At 64.5% G+C, this 25,201-nt stretch carries 13 protein-coding genes; 7 read left to right on the forward strand and 6 right to left on the reverse strand.

Features of this window, described 5'->3' with window-relative positions; all coding sequences use genetic code 11:
- Window positions 1–144: 144 nt before the first annotated feature.
- From VVD49_RS04185 to VVD49_RS04195, 3 genes are all read left to right on the forward strand, one after another.
- Window positions 145–1,914 (forward strand): cytochrome c biogenesis protein DipZ, encoded by a 1,770-nt coding sequence (locus VVD49_RS04185; RefSeq protein WP_327597872.1) that lies wholly within the window; start codon window positions 145–147, stop codon window positions 1,912–1,914.
- A 6-nt stretch (window positions 1,915–1,920) separates the two neighbouring features.
- On the forward strand, window positions 1,921–2,976 hold the full coding sequence (locus VVD49_RS04190; protein WP_327597873.1) for a DMT family transporter: 1,056 nt from the start codon (window positions 1,921–1,923) through the stop codon (window positions 2,974–2,976).
- A gap of 253 nt (window positions 2,977–3,229) precedes the next feature.
- On the forward strand, window positions 3,230–3,835 hold the full coding sequence (locus VVD49_RS04195; protein ID WP_327597874.1) for a PEP-CTERM sorting domain-containing protein: 606 nt from the start codon (window positions 3,230–3,232) through the stop codon (window positions 3,833–3,835).
- A gap of 61 nt (window positions 3,836–3,896) precedes the next feature.
- Here the strand turns inward: VVD49_RS04195 and VVD49_RS04200 are convergent, their stop codons facing one another.
- Window positions 3,897–8,090: a sulfite reductase subunit alpha gene (locus tag VVD49_RS04200; RefSeq protein ID WP_327597875.1), complete on the reverse strand. Its 4,194-nt coding sequence runs from the start codon at window positions 8,088–8,090 to the stop codon at window positions 3,897–3,899.
- Between the two features lie 306 nt (window positions 8,091–8,396).
- Between VVD49_RS04200 and VVD49_RS04205 the strand changes: the two genes are divergently transcribed.
- Both VVD49_RS04205 and VVD49_RS04210 read left to right on the forward strand, forming a co-directional pair.
- The gene (locus tag VVD49_RS04205) at window positions 8,397–9,122 is read left to right on the forward strand and encodes a glutamine amidotransferase (protein WP_327597876.1); all 726 of its coding nucleotides are present in this window, start codon (window positions 8,397–8,399) and stop codon (window positions 9,120–9,122) included.
- The gene (locus VVD49_RS04210) at window positions 9,119–9,493 is read left to right on the forward strand and encodes a winged helix-turn-helix domain-containing protein (protein WP_327597877.1); all 375 of its coding nucleotides are present in this window, start codon (window positions 9,119–9,121) and stop codon (window positions 9,491–9,493) included. Before VVD49_RS04205 ends, VVD49_RS04210 begins: the two co-directional genes overlap by 4 nt.
- Before the next feature lie 130 nt (window positions 9,494–9,623).
- Here VVD49_RS04210 and VVD49_RS04215 read toward each other — a convergent pair whose 3' ends face one another.
- Complete coding sequence (locus tag VVD49_RS04215) at window positions 9,624–11,705, reverse strand: helicase-related protein (protein WP_327597878.1); 2,082 nt, start codon at window positions 11,703–11,705, stop codon at window positions 9,624–9,626.
- Between the two features lie 126 nt (window positions 11,706–11,831).
- On the opposite strand from VVD49_RS04215, the gene VVD49_RS04220 reads away from it, so the two are divergent.
- Entirely contained in the window at window positions 11,832–12,296 is a 465-nt protein-coding gene (locus tag VVD49_RS04220) for a RidA family protein (RefSeq protein WP_327597879.1), read from the forward strand.
- Window positions 12,297–12,345: 49 nt separating this feature from the next.
- Window positions 12,346–13,344, forward strand: coding sequence for an Lnb N-terminal periplasmic domain-containing protein (locus tag VVD49_RS04225; protein WP_327597880.1), 999 nt, complete (start codon window positions 12,346–12,348; stop codon window positions 13,342–13,344).
- 5 nt (window positions 13,345–13,349) lie between these two features.
- On the opposite strand, the gene VVD49_RS04230 is transcribed toward VVD49_RS04225, so the two are convergent.
- The 4 genes from VVD49_RS04230 to VVD49_RS04245 all read right to left on the reverse strand — a co-directional run bounded on the left by VVD49_RS04230 (window position 13,350) and on the right by VVD49_RS04245 (window position 25,182).
- Complete coding sequence (locus VVD49_RS04230) at window positions 13,350–13,742, reverse strand: DUF1801 domain-containing protein (RefSeq protein ID WP_327597881.1); 393 nt, start codon at window positions 13,740–13,742, stop codon at window positions 13,350–13,352.
- Window positions 13,743–13,819: 77 nt separating this feature from the next.
- Window positions 13,820–16,639 (reverse strand): hypothetical protein, encoded by a 2,820-nt coding sequence (locus VVD49_RS04235; RefSeq protein ID WP_327597882.1) that lies wholly within the window; start codon window positions 16,637–16,639, stop codon window positions 13,820–13,822.
- Window positions 16,640–16,647: 8 nt separating this feature from the next.
- Complete coding sequence (locus tag VVD49_RS04240; RefSeq protein WP_327597883.1) at window positions 16,648–22,458, reverse strand: SdrD B-like domain-containing protein; 5,811 nt, start codon at window positions 22,456–22,458, stop codon at window positions 16,648–16,650.
- 135 nt (window positions 22,459–22,593) lie between these two features.
- Complete coding sequence (locus VVD49_RS04245; protein WP_327597884.1) at window positions 22,594–25,182, reverse strand: beta strand repeat-containing protein; 2,589 nt, start codon at window positions 25,180–25,182, stop codon at window positions 22,594–22,596.
- Window positions 25,183–25,201 lie beyond the last annotated feature (19 nt).

Here is a 25,201-nt window from a genome sequence, read left to right on the forward strand (position 1 = left end):
CACACGGGATGACCAGCTGCGCTCACGCAATGCGTAGCGCACAACGGCAGTTGTACGAAGAGCGCGTTCCAGGCAGGGGCTATCTGCAGGTGTAGAGACCGGCAGGGGGTTTAAACTGCGCCGATCCTTGAATCGGGAAGCTCCATGATCCTGCTGTTGCTCGCCTATGCCGGCGGGGTACTGACCATCCTCAGTCCCTGCATCCTGCCCGTCCTGCCTTTCGTTTTCGCACGCGCCGGTCAGCCGTTCATGCGCAGCAGCCTGCCCCTGCTGCTGGGCATGGCCATCATGTTCGCGCTGATCGCGACGCTGGCAGCGGTAGGCGGTGGCTGGGCGGTGCAGGTCAATCAGTATGGCCGCGTGCTGGCCATCATCCTGCTCGGCTTCTTCGGGTTGACGCTGCTGTTCCCGACGCTCTCCGACCGCTTGACGCGGCCGCTGGTGGCGCTCGGCACGCGCCTCTCCGAGCGTTCATCGCAGGCGACACGTGAGGGTCGCTCCTCCGTCGTGCCTTCGCTATTGCTCGGCTTCGCCACGGGCCTGCTGTGGGCGCCATGCGCAGGCCCTATCCTCGGCCTGATCCTCACCGGTGCCGCGCTGCAGGGCGCCAACACGCAGACCTCGCTACTGCTGCTCGCCTATGCGCTCGGCGCTGCGACGTCACTGGCGCTGGCGCTGCTGGTCGGCGGCAAGGTATTCGCGGCGCTCAAGCGCAGCCTCGGCGCCGGCGAGTGGATCCGCCGCGGGCTGGGTGTCGCCGTACTGGCCGGTGTCGTCGCCATCGCGCTGGGGCTCGACACGGGCGTGCTGGCGGAGCTGTCGCTGGCGCGCACCAGCAGCATCGAGCAGGCCCTCGTCGCGCGCATCGCGCCGGAAAAGAGCCCGGAGAGCGCGGGTGGCTCGATGATGATGGCTGCCAAGCCACCTGCAGATGCAGCCCAGGCCCTGCCCGTCGATGGCACGCTGCCCTCCATCGCCGGCGCGGTGGAATGGCTCAACTCGCCACCGCTCACCAATGAAGCCCTGCGCGGCAAGGTGGTGCTCGTCGACTTCTGGACCTACTCCTGCATTAACTGCTTGCGCACCCTGCCCTACCTGCGTGCCTGGGCCGACAAGTATCGCGATCAGGGTCTCGTGATCATCGGCGTGCACGCCCCCGAATTCGCCTTCGAGAAAGACATCGACAACGTGCGCGCTGCCGTGAAGAAACTCGGCATCACCTATCCTGTCGCCATCGACAACAAGTTCGCGCTGTGGCGCGCCTTCGACAACAACTTCTGGCCCGCGCACTACCTTGCCGATGCGCAGGGTCGCATCCGCCATCGCCACGTCGGCGAAGGTGAATACGAACAGACCGAAGCAGCGATCCAGAAACTGCTGGCCGAAGCCGGCAACGCAAACGTGAAGCAGGGCTACGTCAACGCCGACACGGAAGGCGTGGGCATGCAGTCGGACTGGAAGAGCGTGCGCTCACCCGAAACCTACGTCGGCTACGCGCGCGCCGAGAATTTTGTTTCGCGCGGCGGACAGGTGAAGGACCAGGCGCACGTCTATGCGCCCGCAACGGCCTACGCGCTGAACGACTGGAGCCTCACCGGCAACTGGAAGGTCGGCAGCGAGAACGCGACCCTCGCCGGTAATGCCGGCAGCATCACCTATCGTTTCAAGGCGCGCGACCTGCACCTCGTCCTCGGCCCGGGTGCAGACGGCAAACCGGTGCGCTTCCGCGTACGGCTCGACGGCGCTGCGCCGGGCGCCAGTCATGGCGACGACACCGACAAGGACGGCGCCGGCACCGTCACTGCACAGCGCCTCTACCAGCTCGTGCGGCAGAGCGGCGACATGAAGGAAATGACATTCGAGATCGAATTCCTCGATCCCGGTGTGCAGGCCTTCGCATTTACTTTCGGCTGATTCGCGATGAAATTCCTGAAAGCACAACCCGGCGTTCTGGCAGCACTTTGCGCAGCCCTGCTGTTCGGCGCGGGGACACCACTTGCCAAACAATTGCTGGGCAGCATCAACCCATGGATGCTTGCAGGGCTTCTCTACCTGGGCTCGGGTCTGGGCCTGCTGGCATACCGCCAACTCCGCCGCGCGGCGCCCGTGCGGCTGGCGTCAGGCGAATGGCCCTGGCTGGCTGCTGCGATACTTTCAGGTGGCGTCGTCGGGCCGGTGCTGTTGATGTCCGGCCTGAGCGCAATGCCGGCCGCCAGCGTCTCATTGCTCCTCAACGCGGAAGGCGTGCTGACGGCGCTGCTGGCATGGTTCGTCTTCAAGGAGAACTTCGATCGCCGCATCGTGCTCGGCATGTTGTCCATCGTTGCCGGGTCGCTGGTGCTGAGCTGGCCCGGCACACTCTCGTGGTCCGGCATGTGGCCCGCGCTCGCGGTGATCGGCGCCTGTCTGGCGTGGGGGCTGGACAACAATTTCACGCGCAAGGTATCGCTCAATGATGCGACGTGGATCGCAGCCATCAAAGGCCTGGCCGCTGGCGTCGTCAATCTGCTGCTGGCGGTCCGGCTCGGCGCGGCGCTGCCGCCATGGTCGTCTGCACTCACGGCGATGGCGGTAGGTTTGGGCGCCTATGGCATCAGCCTGACCTTGTTCGTGGTGGGCTTGCGGCATCTGGGCTCAGCGAGAACGGGCGCCTACTTCTCGGTTGCTCCATTCCTGGGTGCCGCTTTGTCGATGCTCATGGGAGAGCCGCTGACGATGTCGCTGGCCATTGCAGGTGGGCTCATGGCAGCCGGTGTCGTGCTGCACCTCACGGAGCATCATGAGCACCTGCATGCACATGAGGCGCTGGCGCACGCGCATCCGCATGTTCATGACGCACATCATCAACACGCACATGCTGAAGAGGACATGCCACAAGGCGATGCGCCGCATGTCCACCATCATCGTCACGAACCGATGCGCCACACCCACGCGCATTTTCCCGACGCGCATCACGAGCATACGCACTCCACCTGAGTCAGTCGTGCTCAGAGGCCGTTCGCGATATGGAACCCTTTGCCTGCGCGATCACGCCCGCCAATCCCGCTGACCGAATTGTTTGCATGAGCGATGTCGGCGATCTTTACGTTCATCGGGCGCGACTCACGAACTCGCTATCGCCTCTTCTTGCGAAGGCCTGACTTCTCGCCGTTCCTGCACACCTGCTTTGAGCGGGGCACCATATTTGCTTTGGCCCGGTATTCCACTTTCTCGTCTTGCAGGGGGCTCCATGTTTCATCTTCGGAAGTTGTTGTTCGCTCTTCTCGTCCTTACGACGCCAGCGTGTTTTGCAACGCCCGTGCTGCTGACCCAGGGCGGGGAGTTTATTGGCGCCAACAGCGTCGATGTCTCGGGGGTGCTCTACGACGTCCGCTTTGTAGATGGCTCCTGCAACGCACTGTTCTCGGGTTGCGCGAGTTTCACGTTCGCGAATTTCGGAGAGGCCGAAGCGGCGAGTCAAGCGCTCTTCTCCATCCTCACCAATCCTGGCGACCCGAGTTTCTACGTTCCGCCAGCGTCAATAAGTGGCTGCGAATACCCGGACAGCTGTTCCATCATTACGGCGTTTGGCACCGTTCAGAACTCGGTCGTGAACTATGCCTATCGCCTGTCTGAAGCCTACGGCATGCACCAATACGGATACCAGCAGGTCGCAGGCCTCCTGCCGTTCGTGGACACCACCACCAACGATTCCCAGGTGTATGCCGTCTGGAGCCTCGCTCGAGTCGTCGACGACAGCGAAGTTCCTGAGCCGCAAAGCCTGGCCCTGGCGAGCATCGCCCTTCTCGCGCTGCAGCTTTCACGTCGTCGCAAGCAGCGCATGGCCCAAGGGTAAAACCTCCCCGCAATGGCCATGAACGGCACCTTCGGGTGCCGTTTGCGTTGGTAGCCTTCGTTCAATACACGTCGCGCAGATAGCGCTTGTCCGTCGCCATCTTCGCGACGTAGGCGCTGGCCGCTTCGGCGTCGAGACCACCATGCGTCTGCACGACACTCTTGAGGGCCGCGTCCACATCCTTGGCCATGCGGCTGGCGTCGCCGCAGACGTAGAAGTGGGCGCCGTCTTCGAGCCAGCGCCACAGCTCCGCGCCTTGTTCCTGCATGCGGTGTTGCACGTAGATCTTCTCGGTCTGGTCGCGCGAGAAGGCGGTGTCGAGACGATGCAGCACGTCCTGCTTCTGCAAGGCCTCCAGTTCGTCGCGATAGTAGAAGTCGGTGGCGGCGCGCTGTTCGCCGAAGAACAACCAGTTCTTTCCGGTTGCGCCGGTGGCCTGACGCTCGTGCAGGAAGCCGCGGAACGGCGCGACGCCCGTGCCGGGGCCGACCATGATCATCGGCGCCTGCGGATCTTTCGGTGGATGGAAGTGCGCGGACTTCTGCACGAAGATCGGAGCTAGCGCCTCGCTGCTGCGATCGGCCAGGAAGGTCGAGCTGACGCCTTTGCGTGTGCGGCCTTCGCAGGCATAGCGCACGGTCGACACGGTGAGATGCACTTCGCCGACATGCGCTTTCGGGCTTGAGGCAATGGAGTAGAGACGTGGTTGCAGGCGCTTGAGCGCACCCAGCCATTCTCCCGCGCTGACGCTGAAGGGGAAGGCCAGCAACAGGTCGACGATCTGCCTGCCCCACAGCCATTTCTTCAGCTCTTCCTTGCGGTCTTCCGCGAGCAGTGCGGCGAGTTGCCGGCTCTGCGAGCGCTCGCAGACGAAACGCAGCAACTCGGGCGTGATGCGCGCAATCTCGAAGTGGCGCGACAGTGCGTCGGACAGCGACATTTCGCCATGGTCCCTGACGCTCACGTTGCTCGCTGCGCTCAGGCGCAAGGCCGAAAGCAGGTCGCCAACGAGCGCCGGACAATTCGTTGGCCACACACCAAGCGCGTCGCCAGCCTCGTATTCGATGCCGCTGCCCTGCAGGTCGAACGCGTACTGGCGCGTTTCCTTCTCGGCGCCTTCGCCATTCAGCAAGCGGTTGACGAGCACACGCGCCTGCCAGGGGCGTTGGCGCGTCCACGCTGCGCTACTCGTCGCGATCTCGGCCGGCGCCGCGATATCGCCGCCCTCGGCAAGCGCCATGATGGGCTGCAATACCGTCTGCGTGCTCGCTGCGAGGGCTGCGCTCACAGCGGTGAGCCATTGTTTCGCCGACTCTTCGAATTCCGGTTCGCAATCCACGCGCGGCGCGGTGCGTTGTGCGCCGAGCGCTTCGAGACGTGCGTCGAGCTTGCGACCGAAACCGCAGAACTGGTCGTAGTTCGAGTCACCGAAAGCCAGCACGGCGAAACGCTTGCCCGCCAGCTGCGGTGCGTCGTCGGCTTGCAGTGCGTTCCACAACACCGCGCCGTTGTCGGGCGGATCGCCGTCGCCAAAGGTGCTGGTGACCACGAGAATGCTGTCGGCGTCGGCAAGCTCGCCAGCCTTGACGGTATCCATGCCGGCGACGCGCAGCTTGCGGTCAGTCGCGGCGAGCTTGTCTGCACACTGCGCGGCAAAGCCTTCGGCGTTGCCGGTCTGCGAAGCCCACAGCACGAGCACGGTCTGCGCGGTGCTTGCGATCTGCGTCGACATCGGCGCGGGCAGGCCTGCGGGTGGCGCGCCTTCGGGCAGCCAGGTACGCGCGAACAAGCCAGCGAGTACTCCGTCCAGCAACAAGCGCTTGGCCGGCTCCAGCGGTGCGGTAGCGGGCAGGGTTGGCACGCCGCCGGCACGTCGGCCCTCATCAGTGTTCATGCCGAGCAGGTAGCCCTGCAGGTAGATCTGTTCGTTGGCGGTCAGCGTGACGCCAGCGGCGGCGTCGAGGCCCAGCAAGCGGGCAAATGCGTTGATCTGCATGGTGTCGAGCTCCTGTGAAGCAGTGGTCGACGCGCCTGCGCTGGCGCATGCGGGGACAGCGTTGTCCGCGCGGGTCTTGGTATTGATATCGGAGGATGCAATGTCTTGTGCCGCGACGCGCGTCAGTGCGACGGCGCAGAACTTGAATTCGGGTTGCTGCGAGATGGGATCAATGGCGTCGCTGGTGACGGCGTTGATGGCGAGGTCTTCGCCGAACACATCGTTCCAGTGAAACGGCGCGAAGCAGTTTCCGGGGCGCACGCGGTCTGTGACGACGGCCGGCAGGATCGCCTTGCCGCGCTGCGAGCGGATCTCGACACGATCCTTGTCGCGCACGTCGAGTGCCACCGCGTCTTCCGGGTGAATCTCGACGAAGGGGCCGGGGTTGAGCTTGTTGAGCGTGGCGATCTTTCCCGTCTTCGTCAGGGTGTGCCACTGGTGCTGCAGGCGACCGGTGTTGAGTACGAAGGGAAACTGCTTGCCCGGCATCTCTGCCGGATCGACATGCGGGCGCGGCAGGAAAACGCCCCTGCCGTGCTCGGTCGGGAAGACGATTTTCGGCCACGTGCCATCGTCATGCTGCATGAGTTTCTGGCTCACGCCGTCGTTCAGGTAGCGCAGTGGGTTGCGATCCTGCGCCGCATCCGCACACGGCCATTGCATTGGCCCTTCACGCAGGCGCGCATGGCTCGCACCGCGAATGTCGTAGCCGGTCTTCGGATTCCAGGCCTGCTTGATCTCTTCGAACACTTCGGCGGCGGAGGCATACGTGAACGCTTCCGCGTAGCCCATCTCGCAGGCGACGCGCGCGATGATCTGCCAGTCAGGCAGCGTCTCGCCCGGCGGTTCGACCGCCTGCTGCATGAGCGTGAGGTTGCGCTCGGAGTTGATCATCACGCCTTCGGCCTCGGCCCACAGCGCGCCGGGCAGCAGGATGTCGGCATAACGATTGGTCTCGGTGTCGAGGAAGGCGTCCTGCGTGATGACCAGCTCGGCGGCCTGCAGCGCTTCGATGACCTTGGCGCGATTCGGCACCGTCGCCACCGGGTTGGTGCAGATGATCCAGCAGGCCTTGATCCTGCCCGCACGCATGTCGTCGAACATGGCGACCGTGCCACCACCGACATCGCGGCGCAGCGTGCCTGCCGGCACTTTCCACATGTTCTCGATGAACTCTCGATCGCCGTCGGCCAGCACCGAGCGCTGGCCCGGCAGGCCCGGCCCCATGTAGCCCATCTCGCGGCCACCCATGGCATTCGGCTGGCCGGTCAGCGAGAACGGGCCGCTGCCGGGCCGGCAGATGGCACCGGTGGCGAGATGCATATTACATATCGTGTTGGTGTTCCAGGTGCCGTGAGTGCTCTGGTTGAGACCCATGGTCCAGCAGCTCATCCACTCCGGTGCCTCGCCGATCCATTGCGCGGCCTTGCGGATGTCTGCTTCGGGAATGCCGGTAATCTCGCTGACCTTCTCCGGTGGGTAGTCTTCGAGGAAGCCGGGCATCGCCTCCCAGCCCTCGGTGTATTGCGCGATGAAGGCCGCATCCGTGTGGCTGTCCTTCACCAGCAGATGCAGCAAGCCGTTGAGCAACGCAAGGTCGGTGCCGGGCTTGATCTGCAGGAACAGCCCGGCCTTGTCAGCCGTGGTGTTGCGACGCGGGTCGGCGACGATCAGCTTCGCGCCGGCCTTGACGCGATCCATCATGCGCAGGAACAGGATGGGATGGCAGTCGGCCATGTTCGCGCCGATGACGAAGAACAGGTCGGCCTTGTCGAAGTCCTGGTACGAGCCGGGCGGGCCATCGGCACCCAGCGACAGCTTGTAGCCGCTGCCCGCGCTGGCCATGCACAGGCGCGAGTTCGACTCGATGTTGTTGCTTCCGATGAAGCCTTTCATCAGCTTGTTGGCGAGGTACTGCGCCTCGAGCGACATCTGGCCGGAGACATAGAGCGACAGCGCGTCCGGCCCGTGCGCATCGAGAATCGCGCGCAGGCGTCGGGCGGTCTCGCCGATGGCGGCATCCATGCCGACGCGCACCGGCTCGTGGCTGCGATCCTTGCGCATGTACGCGCTTTCCATACGGCCGGATTCGGTAATGGCCTGCGCGCAAGTCGAACCCTTGGTGCACAGGCGGCCGAAGTTGGTCGGGTGCGTCTTGTCGCCGACGACCTTGATGACGCGCTTGTCCGCCACTTCCATGACGATGCCGCAGCCCACGCCGCAGTACGGGCAGACTGACTTGATCTGCCGGTTCGTCACGTGCGGCGCCCGCGTGGCAAGGCATGTGCTTGCTGGTGCGAAGTAATCGGACCCGACCTGACGAAGGTTGCGTTATATTTGTTCGCATATATCGGTCTACCAAGCAAAACACAGACCATCGGCTCGGATGGCTGCTTGACCAGATCTATGTCACTGATAAGAAAAGGAATAGGTGGGAGTCGCGATGGCAGGTTTCAGGGGCCGAAGCAGGTCCCCGCGCACGGTGGCAGGGCAGTCGAAGGCGCGGTGCCCTGCCGCCGTGCGCACGACACCCAAGGGAGAACAACACATGACAGAAGGATTGCGATGCGTACTGCGCTGGTACTGACTCACGTAGCTTTCGAAGACCTCGGCTCACTGGAAGCGGAGTTGTTGCAGGCGGGTTTCTACATCGACATGGTCGATGCCTGCACCGCGGATTTCCCGGCGCTGGCCGCGCACGAGCCTGACCTGCTGGTCGTCCTCGGCGGGCCGATCGGCGTGTACGAGCAGGAGGCCTATCCCTTCATCGCCGAAGAGATCGCCATGATCCGCGCACGTCTCGCAGACAGGCGTCCGACACTTGGCATCTGCCTCGGCGCGCAGCTAATGGCTGCAGCGCTGCGCGCAAGCGTGCATCCCGGCACGCAGGGCAAGGAGCTGGGCTGGTTTCCACTGACAGCGGGTGCCGACGTCGCCGCGCACGACTGGTTCGCCCCCCTGCTGGCACCGGGCCTCAAGGTATTGCATTGGCATGGCGACACCTTCTCGCTCCCCGAAGGTGCGACGCAGCTCGCGGCGACGGACCGCTATCCCAACCAGGCCTTCGCTCTCGGCGAACACGCACTGGCCCTGCAATTCCATCCCGAAGTCACGGTGCGAGGCCTCGAGCGCTGGTACGTCGGCCATGCCTGCGAACTGGCCAGTGCCGGCATCGACGTCGCGCAACTTCGTGCCGACAGCTACCGCTACGGCCCCGCACTCGAACACGTCGCGCGCCAACTCTGGCGGGATTGGCTCGCACGTGTGTTCCAATCGCAGGACGCGACATGAGATTGCACGGAGGCAAGGACATGAACATCGGCGGCAGATTCTGGATCGAGCACGAAGGCAACGCCTTTGTCGGCCGTGGCCGCATCGAACTGCTCGAACGCATCCGCGACAGCGGCTCGATCAGCGAAGCGGCCAAGTCGATGAAGATGGCCTACAAGGCCGCCTGGGATTCCGTCGATGCGATGAACCGCGTATCAAAGGAGGCGGTCGTCATCCGCGCCAAGGGCGGCAAGGCCGGCGGCGGCACGCGGCTGACGGCGTATGGGCTTGGCTTGATCGACGCCTATCGCAGCATGGAGCGCGAGCACACAGCCTTTCTGGGTGAACTCTCTGCGCGTTATGCCGCTGCCTTTGCGGCGGCCACGCAGTAACGCCTCCTGGCAAACACCGGGCTCCCCGTCATTCCCGCGAAAGCGGGAATCCAGTGACTTTACCCAGGGCTGCTGAACGACGCTGGATTCCCGCTTTCGCGGGAATGACGGCATGATGGGACGCCGCTTATCACCGCCCGCGCCGCGCGCGCAGGTGACCGCCGCGCGACTGGTCGTTACCCCGAACATGTCGACGCTTCGGGGCCGAACGGTCATCGCGCACGGTCGCGCGCCGCTGGCTGTTATTCTGGCTGGCCAGCATGCGGTCCACTTTCTCCGAGGTCTCGCGCGCGATCGCCACGGCAGCTTCCGCGTCGGGGAAGAAGTCCGGCAGGCGATAGCCGAGCCAGGCGTAAGCCGAGTATTTCTTGCAGGCATCTTCCGCCGCCTGCAGCGGAAAGCGCGCGTGCTCGAAGCCTTCCAGGTCGGCGCTCAGCCAGCATGCCTTGCCATTGGCGACGTTGCGCGCCCAGCCCTGCCAGGCGTCATTGAGCATGGCGACACGGCTTGAGATCGGCACCAGCGAGAAGGTGAAGCGTTGCGCCAGCGACAGGCGCAACTGGTCGAGCCAGTACGCGCGCTCGATCTGCTCCGTAAGATTGCCGGGCAGGAAGAAGTCGTCGGAGAGGTCGATATTGCGCGAGAACAGTTCGAGCAGTCTCGCCAGCGATTTCTCGTGGGTGGCGCGCGAGATGTTCTCGAGTTGTTCGAGTGAAGGCGTGACGAAGAAGCCCCGTTCAGGCAGATCCGACGGGTGCTGCTTCATGAGCCGGCTGATGTGGCGATGCGTCGAGTCGTCGAAGCCGGCGACGTGGCCCGCTTCGTGGATGCCGTAGCGACCTGCACGCCCGGCAATCTGCTGCGCCAGCCAGGCCGGCAGTAAGTCTTCGGAGATGCCGTCGTATTTCTTCGCGGTGGTGAACACGACGCGGCGGATCGGCATGTTGAGGCCCATGCCTATGGCATCTGTCGCGACAACGACGTCCGCCTCGCCATCGCGGAAGCGCTGTGCCTGCGCGCGGCGCACTTCGGGCGAAAGATTGCCGTAGATGGTCGCGACCTTGAGGCCCGCCTTGGAGACATTCGCCGCCCAGTCCAGCACCTCGCGGCGCGAGAAGGCGATGACCGCATCGCCATGGCGCAGGTGGCCAAGGCTGGCGACGGCCTGGACTTCCATTTCCAGCGGCGACTTGCGCTGCAGGGTGATGACTTCCAGCGGGCATTCGAGGCGTTGCGCCAGCGCTTCGACAGCAGGACGCGCAGCAAGCGCGCCGAGCAGGTACACCGTCTTCGCCGGCACGCCGCATACGGCGGCCGTCCAGCCCGAGCCGCGCTCGAGGTCTTCGAGCATCTGGATCTCGTCGATGACGGCGACTTCGATGGCGCGCGTCGTGTCGAGCATCTCGACCGTGCTCGCCACGTGGGTCGCACCTTCGGTGACTCGCCTCTCCTCACCGGTGACAAGGCTCACGGCGATGCCCTGCTCGGCGAGGCGCTCGTAGTTCTCCAGCGCCAGCAGGCGCAGCGGTGCGAGGTACACGCCGGTCTTCGCCTGAGCCAGCGCCTCCATGGCCTGGTGCGTCTTGCCGGAATTGGTCGGGCCGAGGATGGCGACGAAGCGTCGACGCATGCCTGCCGCGAGCTCGAACGACTCCGGGTAGCGCGCCAGCGGCACGGACTGCATGGCCGCCTCGGCATGTGTCTGTTCCTGCTTGCGGTGGATCGCTTCGTCGAGTCGGTCCTCGACCACGCGGAAGCGTCGGCCGACCAGCTCGCGCCCGGTTTGCAAGGCGCCAAGAAAAGCTGTCGCGTCGAGCCCGGCGCGGAATGCGCGGCGCTGGATGTGCGCAACGAAGTCGGCGATCTGTGTATGCAGCGCGTCCAGCGTCGTCTCGTTGAGGCGCTCCTGCACGAGGACCAGGCGCTGCTCCGGTGTGAAGCGCCGCCACTTGGCGATGCGCGCGAGCACGCCCTGCTCGGGCACGAGGCGGAAGGGCAAGGCCTCATCCTCCGTCAGCAGACCGGGCAACTCACCACTCACCTCGATGGCGACGCTCTCGTTGGCGTGGATCAGGCGTGCGTTGAAACGTGCCAGATGCGCGGCTATGGCCTCGCCGGCCTGGCCCGCATCCGCGTCTTGCAGGGAGTCATCGAGGGTTTCAGGCGCGGCTACGGCGTCGTGCTGCGCATCGTCAAGAGGTGGATTGGGCAAGACAGCTTCCGGAAGCGGATCGATTCAGAGGGATATCCGGCTCGATTGATAACACATTTCGCATTTCCGGGCCTGCCTGGTGCGTGTAAGGTCTCGTCTTGAATGTCTGCACGGAGCATCAAGCACATGAGCCGCATCGAAAAGCGCCTGGCCGAGCTGGGCCTCGAACTCCCCACGCCGCCAAGCCCCATTGCCAATTTCGTGCCGTGGACCGTACAGGGAACAACAGTCTTCCTCGCCGGCCAGGTCTGCGAGTGGAACGGCACGGTGCCCTATGTCGGCAAGCTCGGTCGTGAGTACGAGCTCGACGACGGTATCAAGGCCGCGCGGCTGTGTGCCCTCAACCTGCTGGCCTGCCTCAAGCTCGCCTGCGGAGGCGATCTGGATCGCGTACAGCGCTGTCTGCGCGTCGGCGGCTTCGTCAATTGCAATCCGGAATATGAATTCGTGCCCATGGCTATCAACGGCGCGTCAGACCTGTTCGTCGCCCTGCTCGGCGAACAGGGCAGGCATGCACGCACCGCCGTGGGCGTCGCTTCGTTACCACGCCGCGCGGCGGTGGAAGTAGACGCGATCTTCGAGATTGCCTGAGGACCCCGCACATGCCCACTCAACTCATGACCCGCAAGAACAGGATGCAATGATGGCGCGCGCGCTTGGTTACTTCGCTACCGGTCTGTTCCTGCTGTTTGGCGTACTCCCGTCCACGCTCTGGGCTTGCGCCGCCCTGTGGTACGACTCGCCCCTGCCGCTGCTGGCAGCGGCGTATGCACTGGTAGTGCCCGCCCTGCTGGTCTTCGTGCGCCCTTTCCGCCGCGGCGTGCTCGCCGTCTTGCTGCTCTTTGCCGTGGTGCTGGTGTGGTGGCTGTCTCTCAAGCCCAGCAACGATCGCGACTGGCTCGAAGACGTATCCCGCCTGCCGCGTGCCCATGTCGCAGGCAAGGTCCTCACCATCGACAACGTGCGCGACTTCCACTACCGCGGCCCCGGCGACACGGACTACGAAGCACGCTGGGAGACGCGTCGATATGACATGGACAAGATCGTCGGCATGGACCTGTTCCTCTCTGACTGGGACGCGCCACCGATCGTGCACACCATCATGAGCTGGCGTTTCGCCGACGGCCCGCCACTGGCCATCTCCGTCGAGACGCGCAAGGAAAAAGGCGAGGTCTATTCCGCCATCGGTGGCTTCTTCCGCCAGTTCGAGCTCTACTACGTCGTGGCCGACGAGCGCGACGTGATCGGCGTACGTGCCGCCCATCGCGGCGAACATGTGTCCCTCTACCCGCTGCGCGCCGACCCTGCTTCGGCGCGGCGTCTGCTAGATGGCTACATCGCCAAGATCAACGCGCTGAACGACAAGCCACGCTGGTACAACGCCTTCACCACCAACTGCACAACCGTCATCTTCGGCATCGTGCGCGAAGTCTTCGGCGTCTCGGTGCTCGGCGACTGGCGCATCTACGCCAACAGCCATCTGCCGGAGTTGCTGTACGAGAAAGGCAGCATCAATACCAGCCTGCCGCGCGACGAACTGGTGCGCCTGAGCAACGTCACCCAGCGCGCCATCGAGGCCGACGGCAAGGCGAACTTTTCCGAGCACATCCGCGTCGGCCTGCCCCCCGCGCCACGCTGAGCAGGCTACGAGGCGATCTGCGTCGGATCACCCAACGACGCATTCAAGGCGACAGCTGCATCAACCAGCTCGACCACCGTCGAGCGCTCCAGCGGCGTACCTTCCACGAGCACCAGGGTCGCCATCTCGTACTTGCCACCCGGCTTCAGGCGCGGTTCGATGCCACGCAAGCGCTGCCCGCGCCAGAAGCCGAACAGCACGCGTTCTTCCTCCGCACGGATGAGCAGCACCGGCCCGTTCGAAAAGTACACGAGATGCCCCCACTTGATGCGCTCGTCGAGCACTCCCGCAGCCAGCACCGCGGCACGCAAGGCCTCCACGTAATCACGTCGCCAGGCACTCAAGGATGCAACGTACGCATCCGGGTTCTCTGCTGGTTTGAGCTTCTGCATAGGCATGTGGCGGCCCTCCCTCCGTCAAGAAGTGTAGCTGCTCGACGTGGCGCAATACCAGGCACTCCAGCCGCCTGCCGAACTCACTGCACCACCACGCTGAAGCTGACCAGGCCGAATGCGCCCGGCGTGAGGTTGCCGGTGAGGGTCCACAGCAAGGCCCCCGTCAGCCCGACAGCGGGATGGGTCGTGACGACGCAGGCGCTGATCCCGACCGGCAGGCTGCCGCAGCCAGCTGAGGCATAGACGGTGTAGGACGGCGTCATGTCATTGATCTTCAGGCTGCTGAGCACGCCACTGCTGCGATTCTCGTAACGGATGGTGTAGGTCAGCGTCTCGCCCGGGAGGGCGGTGGCCTTGTCGACGCTCTTGGTGAGGACGAGGCCTGAGTCGGTGGCGGAGCCGGTGAGGGTCACGTCGCCGCGCGCGCCGGCCCAGGTCAGCACGCTATTGGCGTAGGTGAAGCTGCCGCTGAGTGTCTGGGAGTACTGGGCGTTGTACGGCGCCGTGGCAGGCGCCTGTGTCCGCACGATGAAGCACAGCTTGTCATCGGCGGCCACGGTGATGGCGCCGGTCACAGGTACCTCGCCCGTGTCGAGCACGCCATTGCAGTTGGTGTCGCGGTAGAGCAAGGACGTCCACACCAGCACCGGATTGGCCGTGCCGCTGAGCGCCAGCGTCAGCTGGCCGGCGCTGCCGGCAATGAACACGTGCGGATGGAATGCGACGGCGCCGGGCAGCACGGTCTGGCTGTTGTCGCCGCTGAAGGCGTTGTCGGGTACATCGGCAAAGTTCACCCCGGTGTAGGTGCTGCCACTGACATGCGTGAAGCTCACCGTATCGGTAGCGCGCGCGTAAGTGCCTCCTGTGTTGCCTGCATTACCACCCGTGGATATGTACACCGGGGGATTTGTCTCCGTGATCTTCAGCGCCGTTGCTCCGGCCGCAGGCGGCACCCACAGCGTGTAGGCGCCCGCCGTACTGGTCGTTGCCACATCGTAGGTGGTGGTGCCGGCATTGTCGGTGAGCTTGATGGCGACGCCGACAAGCCCTTGCTCGCCGCCATCCTTGACGACGTTGTTGGCCGTTCCGGAGGAGATGCCGTTGTCCTTGAACACCGTGCCGCTGATCTGGCTGCCGTTGAACAGGCCGAAGTTCTGGTTGCTGACATCGGCGGTCGCCATGGTGACGCTGCGTGCGCCCGTCGGCGTCTCGGTATTGAGCCAGCCCGTTGGCTTGCCGGCTGTCACGTCGCTGAGCGTTGCGTTGTTGTCAATCAGTACCGTGTAGGTCCCTGTCATGACATTCGAGAAGCTGTAGTCACCGGTGCTTGTGTTCACGCTGACCACGTCAGTGGCGGGGCCCGAAGGTGCTGAAGCAGGTACGAGCTTGGCCCATATCGCCGTGCCGCAGCCCGCCTCGACACCATCCTTGCCGCCGTTATGGTTGAGGTCGCTGTAGGCGTAGCCGCTCAGGCTGCAGAAGCTGCCCATGCCGCTCACGGTGACGTCGACCGCGCCGATGCGGATACCGAGCGTCTGCAACAACGGATCGACAAGATTGGGGAGCAGATTGCCCAGCGTGGTGTTGAGTGCGGCGCTGATCAGGGGCTTGGCGGGCACGGTGATGACCGCATCGAGACCCAGCAGGCTGGGAGAGAGCTGCACCTGCAGATTGGTGACGACCAGATCGTTGAGCATGTTGTTGAGAAACAGGGCGGAGGTCGATGCGGTTTTTGTCTGCGGCCACGGCGGCGAGAAACTGAGGTCGGTGAAGAACGGTGACTGCCCGCGGGCGTAGGTGCGGATCTGCAGACTGGTATTCGATATGACCGGGACGACTACGAGCACCGTCACGCTCAAGGAACCGATGGTGCCGAAGCTCACGTCAGCGAACGAGAGCGCGCGGTTGCGATTCCAGAAATTGGCATCCGTGATCGAGCCGATGTAGATGTCCGCCACGCCCGGCGTGGCGCGCACGACGAGTGAATTGGCGACCGCATTCAGTGACTGGATGACGCCGTCGGCACGGGCGACCTCGACGTAGACACCCAGCTGTGCGATGTCGGCACTGATCGCGGTGATGCCGGAGAGGCCCAGCAGGCCGCCCAGATTGAGCGGTATGCTGACCAGGGTCATGTCGAGCTTCACGCGGATTGCGGCTGTGTGGAAGGTCGTGCCTGCCGCGCCGCAGACGATTACCGGCGCCTCGATGACTTTTGCAGAGAGTTTGACGCTGCTCAGCGTGCCGGACAGGCCGAGCGCGGCGCCGGTTACATTGATCGCAACGGGCACACTTGTCGCCGCCACATTGCTGTAGTTGAACAGCTCGACGGTGCCGGTCACGAGGTCGAGTGCGTTGATGCTGCTGCTTGCCAGCATGCCGCTTGGCAGGGTGAGCTTGAGCATGTCGCCCAGCATGAAGGTGCCGCTGAGCGCGCTGACCTGGGGCGCCAGCACGCCCAGAATCGAGGCTGCTGCGGTGCTGCCATCCGCGCTTGCACCGAGCGCGGCGGCATTGAAAACCTTGAGCAAGGTGGCATTGGCGCCGAGCGCGGCAGCAGGGCTGCCCGTCGTCGTTTGCGCCTGCAGGCCATTCATGAAGTTCGCCAGATTGAGGTTGGTCTGCGCCAGCGAGTTCCAGTCAGCGACAGTGAGATTCACGGTGCTGCCGAGCAGGTTGCCGAGCAGCGCGTTGAGTAGCGCGCCGCGTGTGGAGTCGACGCTGGCCAGTCGCGCGCCCGCCGTGACGCATGCACCGACGGTACAGGCTGCGCGCGTCGCCGGGCTGTGGCACAGGGCCAGTGCGGTGAGCACGATCATGCAGAGGGCGCGCAGCACGCTACGCACCCGGCCGGGCACGCATGGCATTGCTACGCTGTCGCTGTGCATGATGTCGTGCATCTGATTCCTCAAAACTGCTCGAACAGTTTCTCGTCGAACTTGAAGCGCAGCCGCATGTAGATGCCACGCGCCGTGTCGCTGCTCTCGCTGACGAGGTCCCGGTCATTGAAGCCGAGGACGTTGTAGCCAACGGATAGCCACAGGCTTTCCTGCAGCAGATAGCCAAGCTCGCCCCCGAGTGCGGACTGTGCACTACCGCTGCCGGGCGAGAACAGGCGGCTGACCTGCAGCGAGGCATCCCATTTCTGGCCAATGTCGTAGGTCGAGCGTGCGCTGAGCAGATGCGTGATGCTGCGGCCCTCGAGGCCAGCGAAGCTTTCCCGCGCGATCTTGCCGGCGTAGCGACCCGTCACGAGCAGCGGGCGAGCGAGTTGCGCATTGGCATGGGTCGAGAGGATGTGAACGCTGCGCTGGTAGCCGCTCAGCAAGGTCGTGTCGCGCTCGTTCTTGTACTCGTAGCGGCCCAGCGCATTCCATACGTTCGTGACCACATCGCGATAGGCAAAGCCGGTCTGGAAGCGCTCCTGACGACGATCGCCAACGTCATTCGTCTTGCTGTCCACCTGGTTGTAGATGTTGCGCGTGAGAAAGGTCCAGGCTTCGTTGAGTTTGCGCGCGAAGCCGAGAGTATTGAGAAAGGATTCGCTGCTCGTACTGGTGCGCCACTCGACGCGGCCGGTGACCTTCCAGTTCGGGTTGCGCGTGTACTCGGCGCCACCCGTGAGTGCGGTCGCGGCCACACGCTGGGCGTTGTCGCGCCCCTCTATCGAATTGATACGCTCGAAGCTGGTGTTGACCGCGACCCCCTCGGCCACTTTCCACTGGTTGCGCAAGCCCATTGCCGCCTCAGCCTCGCGCCCGGTGATGGCATCGCGCGCGCGGTACTCGCTGAAGGCCCTGCCGTCTTTCATGTACTCCGAGTCAATGCCCACCACGGCCGTATTGCGACGCTGCGTGTCGATATCGGTGTAGCTGGCCAGCGATGAAACGAATTCGTAGCGGCCGTACAGACGCAGCCTGCTGGCGAGGCGATAGTCGCCCCCGACGGCGAGCATGCGCCGCTCGCTGTCACCCACGGCCTGCTCGACCTCGCCGAAGACACTGGCCTCGGGCACACCCGGCACGGGCGCGGTCAGCTTGACGCGCACGCTGGTCGTCTCCTGCGTCTGCACTTGCCGCGTACCGCTGCTCTCCTCGTATTCATGCAGCGCGACTTCGAGCTTCAGCTTGTTGTCGAAGTTGCGCTCGACGCCGGCAAGGAGCTCCTTGCGATGGGTGCCGCGCGAGTCATCGCGCGTGCTGATGGCAGCGCCCACCAGGCGTGTTCGCTCGTCGAGACTGTAGGCGAGCTTGCCACCAAACTCGGCCCGGCCCTGCGTCAGCGTTGACGAGGGATTGTTGAAGGCCTGGTCGGAGCGCCCGACGTACAGACGGCCTTGCAGATCGCCACTCTCTTTCTTGACTTCAATGCGTTGCGCGTTGCCGGCACCGATGCTGTCACGATCGGTGCGCGCCACTTCGCCGACCAGGATTACATCGCCGCTGCGCGCGCTGATGTTGACCCCGCTCAGCCGGTTGGGATCTTTCGGGTCGCGGTCTTCCACAGCCACGACACCGGCTTGCAGCTTGAGATGTTCGTTGTCGACGATCATCACACGCGTATCGACACCACCCACCCAGAACTGGCTGCCGCCTTCATCCACCTCGTAGGTGATGCGGATGTAATTGTCATTGAGGTCTGCATCGACGCTGGGCACGGGCTGGCGCAACAGCAGGCTGCCACTCAGTGCTTCGAGGGTGTAGTCGGAGAAGCGCACCAGCGGCACCGTGCTCAACACCTGCGATTGCTGACTGCGATCACGCGTGATGATCTCGATGCGTTCGCTATTGACGACAAGGTTGCCCGCGGCAATCGGAAACGGGCCGGACGTACCGTTGGCACGGACTTCCAGCACCTGCTGGCGACTCGTCTGCCGGCTCAGGAAGCCATCCACCGCAAGGCGGCCATTCTCGTAGTGCTGACGCAAGCCATTGAGACTGCGGTTGTAGGCAGCAAGATTGCGCGCCGGGTCTTGCAGGCTGTTGCTCGTGACGTAGTCGCCATACAGCAACCACGACCTGCCCTTGTCTATGCGCACATAGAGATGGCCGGTGGACTGCGCATCGAAACCCTTGACCGATGCGTCGCCATACACGGGGTAGAAGCGGTCCGGCTGGATGTCGCGGAACAGGCGCTCCCGCGTGTCCTTGTCGGAGTCGTAGCCCAGGGTCAGCAGGTACTCGCCCTTGACCTTGCCCTTGAGGAACAGGGCAGTGCGGGCAGCAGCCGTGTTGCCGCCGGCCGTACGCGAGAAATGCGTGATCTCCTGCTCGAAGCCGTCGTTGCCATTGGCACGTTGCATGGCGCCGACACTGAGCTTCTTGCGACTGAGCACGCCTTCAATGAGGCCACTGGCCAGCAGATCGCGCAGCGGTGGCATGAAGCTGACGACGGCGTCGGCCTTGCGACTGCCGCTCGACACGCGCACCTGCCCGTCGCCTGGCGTCTGCGGCGAACGCAGGATGAATTCGCCCCGCCCGCCCTCGAGAAAGACCTGCGTGCCGGGCTCCAGCGTGTCCAGATCGGTCACCATCCATTCACCGATACTGGCTTCGAGCGTCAGCGAGGTGCGCGCGCTGACCAGTACGCCGCGCGCGTCCTCGAGACGCACAATGATCTTCGTCACGTCGCTGCCGTCGGCCAGTGCAGCCACGGGAGGCTCGATGATGATTCGTGCCAGATCACCCGGCGCAATCAGCGTCAGCTGGCGCGTGGCCTGCGGCACACCGTCGTCGCCAAGTTGCTCGAGCTGCAACAGGTTCTCGCCGGGTCGCAGACTCACACCGAAATACTCGGCCGCCTGCAGCTGGTGCTCTGCCTGCTCGATGCGCATGCCGACGCGCGACTCTGCCACCTCTTCACCGTTGACGCGCAGGCGCAGCCGCGGGCCCATTGGCCCCTTGATGCGCAGCGTGGTCTGCAGCATCAAGGTGGTGTGGCGATCCGCGAGTTCGACGAAGTCAAGCTTGTTGTCGAGCACCGCGACGGCGTCAACCAGACTCGGTGCTGGCGATCTGGCTGCGCCCTGCGCCGCGGGGTCTGCTGTTGCCGGGCTGGTGATCGGGCGCGACGCCATGCCGTTTGGATTGTTGCTGGCGTTGCTGCCCGCCATGCCGATCGTACCGCTCGCCAGCGCCGACAGTGCGGGCTGCTGGGGCGCGTCAAGCGTGAGCTGCGCGCGCGAGCCCGCTTCGACCTCGCTGGTTGCCGTCTGAGCCCGCGTACGACGGTTCATGATCTCGCTCATGACGGCTGGCAGGCAGCCGCCGACGGCGAAATCCGCACGCTGCAACTCACCGTTCTTGAGGTCAAGAAAACGACTGTTGCCGTCGCCAGCATTGCGGTGGCCGAGCGCTGCGAGCTGTGCCCCCATCGGCAAGGTCGTGGCGTCGACCTTCGCAACATGTGTGCGCGGCGAAAGACCATAGAAGCTGTACTTGCCTTCGCCATCGGATATGACCCAGGTACCGTCTTCCAGCCAGATGCGCACGCCGGGAATGCCTGGCTCGCCTGCGTCCTGGAGGCCATTGCTGTTGCAATCTGCGTAGATCTTGCCGAGGGCGAAGGCCTTGTTGTCGAACACTCCGCCTTCGACACGCACGGTGGCGGTGGCCAGGTTGCTACCCAGTGCCGGTCTCGCATTGGCTGCCTGCGCGCTGACTACCGCATTGCCGGTACTGGTCGCCGGGCCGATGCGTGCGCGGTAGGTCAGCTGGGTTGTGGCGTCGTTGGCCAGGCTTCCGAGCGGCGCGGCAAGTGCGGTATTCGGCCCACTCAGATCCCTGGCGGTCTCGCCGTCGCGCCGTACCGAGCCCGGCTGGAAGATGAAGCCGGGCGGCAAGGCCGTACGCATGCTCAGGCGCGGCAGCGCCACGCCGCTGACGTTCTTGACGCGTACGGTGTAGTCGACGAAGTCGCCGATCTCGGCCATGGCACGCGACGCCGTGAGGTCGACCAGCAGACCACCGCTGGGACTATCCACCGGCACATCGAGCATCACCGCGCCGGTCGCCATGCTGACGGGGAAGTTGCGCCCGTAGGAGCCTTCGGGATCGATGATGCGGTCAGCCGGCAACTTCTGCTGTGGCACGACGGAGGGGACGATATAGCCCGGCTCTTCCAGCTGCAGCCTGTAGGTGCTGGGCCCCACCAGCGGGAACTCGTAGCGCCCGTCGGCGCCGGTGGTGACCCGGTTGGGCGCCGGCGTCACGCCGTCGGCCGCAAAGACGCGTGCCGGCCCGCCTGCAACGCCGCCGTTCGCGGCGCCGCTCACATCGATCAGCTGTACCTGCATGTCGGCAATCGGCGCGTTGGAGCGGCTGTCGAAGACGACGCCGGCGGGATCGATGAGCAAGCTGGCCTGTGCCTGCCCCGCTCCGCAATCCGGCAGGAGCGCAGTGACGATGTCGCCGCGCGCCGTCTGCAGCCAGCCATCATCCGGTGCCACGTTGTGGGTGGCCATGTTGATCGTGGAGAGGGGTGGCCAGATCCGGTACATGCCGGTGTTGGGCCCGGTCTCCACGGCGCGCGTGGTCTCGATGTCGCCGCTCATTCTCGACTGGAGCTTGATGGTCACGGTCTCGGCGACAGCAATGTCCTTGTTGCATGCAGCCGCGTCGGCCTGCACGAACATCGGCGAGCCCAGCGTGGTGCGGCTCTGCTCGGTGTTGAATTCAGGCGTGGTGAAGTAATTTATGCTGACGCGCGGCGCAACGGACATCACGACGGTATTGGACCAGGCCGTCGTGCCGTGAGCGCTCATGCCATCGTAGTACTGAACGCGTGCCGTCGTGTCGATGGGACCGGCCGCATTGGCATTGACGCGTATCAGCATCCTGAAGCTGAAGATGGTGCCGGGGGAGAAGCTGCTGAAGGCATAGGCGATCATGTCGACCTGGCTCAGATCCTCCGGCGGCGTGGCACTGAAGCTCGGCTGCGGCGACCCGATGCGGTGGTACAGCAGCAGGCTGCCGGGCTCGGGGTCCGCCGACCAGAGGCTGGTATTGGCGGGAAGCGGCACACTCAGTAGCACCATGGAATGCGGCGCCCCGTCCACGTCGATGGCCATGCCGGTCGCGGCGACGCGCCCCAGGTTACGCACACCCAGTTGCAGAGCCACCACTTGCCCCGGCGCGGGCGCGTGGGTTGATACGCTCTGCACGACATTGAGCACGGCACCGTCGACGACAGTGACGCTATCGCTGTTCTCGGCATGGCTGCCCATGCTGCCCGTGGCGCGCAGGACCAGCCTGGCCACACCGGTATTCACCGCAGGCGTGGTACCGCTGATCAACAGATCAGCCGCCTCTTCGGGTGCCAGGCTGATGCTCGCGATCGCAGGCTCACCTGCGTCGGCCTGGCCATTGCTGTTGAGGTCACGTATCACCTGCAGGCCGCCGAGATCGAAGTCATCGCCCGCCTGATTGCTCACCGACAGGCTGAAGGTGTTCTGCGCATTGCCGCTGTTGCGCAGGCGGTGCGGGAGGCTGACAGCAAAGCCAGGCGGCCGGAAGATGCTCTGGTTGCTGGTCAGGGCGACGCCCTCCACCGGTTGAACGATGACAGTGACGACATTCGATTGCAGGACCTTCGCCGTGCCGGTTGCATCATCGATGTAACGCAGGGTCGCCTGACTATCAATGCGCGTACCGGCCGGCAGTGCTGCGTTCGCAACCTGCACCCCCAGCAACAGCGCGAGTGTGCCGATGATGTGAAGCATGCAGCGACTCAGCCGGGCCCCGGCCGCACGGTCGAATATATACCGTTGACATATTTTGCGGAAAGACCGGGCCTCGTCGTCGTTGGCAATCATCAGGGCCGGGCCGATGCGGGCGGTCAGCTATCCGCCGCGACATCACGGATTGATGCGTACGCCGAAACTCACCACGACGACCTGGCCCGGTGTCATGGTGCCCACCGTGGCCTGTATGGTGCCCGCCGTGCCGCCTGAGGGGGCACTGATGCTGCCTTGACTCGTCGCCGCTGCAATCGTCGCGTGATACGTCGTATTCGCAGGCGTTGCGTCGCTGACGATGACACCCGTTACGTCTGCAACGCCGGCATTGGTCGCCGTGATCTGGTAGCGGATGCAGGCACCGGGCAGCGCACCGGTGGTGATGTTGACGTTGCTGAAGGCCGTATCTGCCGTACCGTCGCAGGCCGCATCCAGCGCCTGCAGCTTGTCCAGACGCAGCTGCCCTGGAATGACTGCAGTACTGTCCGTCGCGCTGACGGCACTGGGCGGGCTCACTCCGCTGATCGTGCCGCTCACGGTGGCAACCAGGGTGGCCGTATCGACGGTCCCCGGCGTGGCACTTGCCGCGGCCAGTACCTTCACGAAAACGACCGCGCTCTCACCGGGATCGAGACCAGCCGCAGTGCTCGCGCCGCCCGTGCCCCCGGTGAAGTCGGCAGTGCTGGTCACGATCGGATCGCTCGCGTCCAGCGCACCGTTGTTGTTCTTGTCCCAGTAGATAGTGGCGGCAAAGCCTGGCGCGGTATTGCTGACGGCGAAGGAGACCTGGCCGGTCGTGCCATTGCCCTCGACAACATTGCCGCTATTGGTGAGGGTGTGGCGGTAGACCACGCTCCCGCCCGGATAGGCCTGCCCGCTGTTGTTCGGCGTCAGCGTAATGCCGCGCAGGCCGGAGATGATGACTGCATTGTGCACAGTGTCCGCCGCCCCCGAGACGGGCGAGAGGGCGCGGAAGTACAGATCGGTGGTCGACGCCGAACTGCCGACAGGCACGGTCACATCGGCATAGACAAGCGCGTTGCCCCCCGCGTTGACGACACCGGAATTGGTAATCACCGCGCCATTGAGGTCGCGGAACACCACGCTCCAGCCCGTCGGCAACGTGACCGACGCGAAGCTGCTGCTCGTGCTGGCCTGAAGGTTGAAGGTATCGGCCGTCGTGCTGCCGTTGGAGGCGTAAAGGGTGAAGCGCGTCGTCGCGCCCGGCACGACCGTGTTCGTTGCGACGGCCGTGACCTCAGGGCCGGCCCCGACACCCAGCGCACCCACACCGGAGGGCGCATTGTTGGTGATGTCCACCGTGTTTGCCGATATGGCGGTCAGGATGTCATTGCCCGACGCAGTTTTCGTCGGATCAAGTCTCGAGGTGGCGATCTTCGGGATGCTGAACGGGCCGACGCCGCTGACACCCGCCGGCAAGATGGCCTTCAGCACGACCGTGACGCTCGTTCCAGCGGCCAGCGGCCCCGTGTCGGGAATGCCATTGCCATTGCTGTCGACCAACGGCGTGACACCATCGGCGCGATACAACACGAATGTAGTGCCTGTCGGGAAAGTGCTGGTGCCCAGCGTGATGTCGAAGCTATCCGAGCCGTTGCCGGTGTTGGTGACCAGATTCGAGAAACTGACCGTGCTGCCTTGCGTCGCCGACGCCACCGTTGCGCCAGTCACGGAGACCGCACCTACCGAGGTCACGACGAACTGGACGGCATTGGTCGACGCAGCCGGAATGACGCCCGCGCCATCGTTGTAACTGAACTGTGCCGTGTTCAAGGTGGCCGGATTCGCGCCGGGCGCCAATCCACCATTGATGTTGACCTGAAAGCTCAGGGTACCGGACGCACCGGCGGGTACGGACGCAATCACTGCGGTAACCCGTGTCGCCAGCGTGATCGCGTAGTCGTACACGATGCCGCTCTGATTGTCGGCGCTGTTGGCATCCGTCAATACGGTAGCGCCCGAACCACTCCAGCGGCCCGATCCACCCACGTAAGTCATGCCGGACGGAATCACGTCGGTCAGCGTGAGGTTGGTCGCCGTGGAGTTACCGGTGTTGGTATAGGTCAGCGTGAACGTGCGCGGCCCGCTGCCGGCCAGACCGGCCGCAAGATCGATGGACTTGGTGACGTTGATGACGGCGTTGCCCGAAACCGTTGTCGTGTCCGTATTGCTTGCCGTCACCGCCGGGGTCAGCGCACTTGCCGCCGTCACCACGAGGCTGTTGGTATTGCCTGCCACGGCAGTGGGCGGGACCACGCCGACAACCACAAAGTTGAATGTGCCACCCGGCGCGATGCTGCCGGTGCTGGTGATGGGTGTAGTGCTATCCGGAACACCATCGCCGTTGACGTCGGCATAGATCGTGACAGTCAGGAAACTGAACGTGCCGCTGTTCGATGTCGACAAGTTGAAGCTGTCATTGCCATTACCCGTGTTCGTGACGGTATGGGGATAGGTCACGAGCCCACCCAATGACACCTGCTTGGCGCCATTGGAGCCGAGCGTCAGGCTGGCCACCTGCTGCACGATGGTGACCACGCTATTACTGGTGACCGTGCGCACGGTCGCCGAACTGTCCGAGTAGGTTGCAGATGCCTGGTTACCGATGCTGGTGCCGGCTACCGGCGCCGCATCGGCAAACGGCAGCGCCATCAGGCACAGGGCGAGCACAAGGAGTATGGCGCACAAGCGCCTCACGCCAGACCGT

Source organism: Uliginosibacterium silvisoli, assembly GCF_036017035.1.
GTDB classification, from domain to species: domain Bacteria; phylum Pseudomonadota; class Gammaproteobacteria; order Burkholderiales; family Rhodocyclaceae; genus Viridibacterium; species Viridibacterium silvisoli.

Excerpts from the sequence above, each read along its gene's own strand:
- VVD49_RS04190 (WP_327597873.1), top strand. The coding sequence starts at position 1,921 with ATGAAATTCCTGAAAGCACAACCCGGCGTTCTGGCAGCACTTTGCGCA.
- VVD49_RS04185 (WP_327597872.1), top strand. The coding sequence starts at position 145 with ATGATCCTGCTGTTGCTCGCCTATGCCGGCGGGGTACTGACCATCCTC.
- VVD49_RS04235 (WP_327597882.1), bottom strand. The coding sequence starts at position 16,639 with ATGCACGACATCATGCACAGCGACAGCGTAGCAATGCCATGCGTGCCC.
- VVD49_RS04225 (WP_327597880.1), top strand. The coding sequence starts at position 12,346 with ATGATGGCGCGCGCGCTTGGTTACTTCGCTACCGGTCTGTTCCTGCTG.
- VVD49_RS04205 (WP_327597876.1), top strand. The coding sequence starts at position 8,397 with ATGCGTACTGCGCTGGTACTGACTCACGTAGCTTTCGAAGACCTCGGC.
- VVD49_RS04220 (WP_327597879.1), top strand. The coding sequence starts at position 11,832 with ATGAGCCGCATCGAAAAGCGCCTGGCCGAGCTGGGCCTCGAACTCCCC.
- VVD49_RS04195 (WP_327597874.1), top strand. The coding sequence starts at position 3,230 with ATGTTTCATCTTCGGAAGTTGTTGTTCGCTCTTCTCGTCCTTACGACG.
- VVD49_RS04240 (WP_327597883.1), bottom strand. The coding sequence starts at position 22,458 with ATGCTTCACATCATCGGCACACTCGCGCTGTTGCTGGGGGTGCAGGTT.
- VVD49_RS04210 (WP_327597877.1), top strand. The coding sequence starts at position 9,119 with ATGAGATTGCACGGAGGCAAGGACATGAACATCGGCGGCAGATTCTGG.
- VVD49_RS04230 (WP_327597881.1), bottom strand. The coding sequence starts at position 13,742 with ATGCCTATGCAGAAGCTCAAACCAGCAGAGAACCCGGATGCGTACGTT.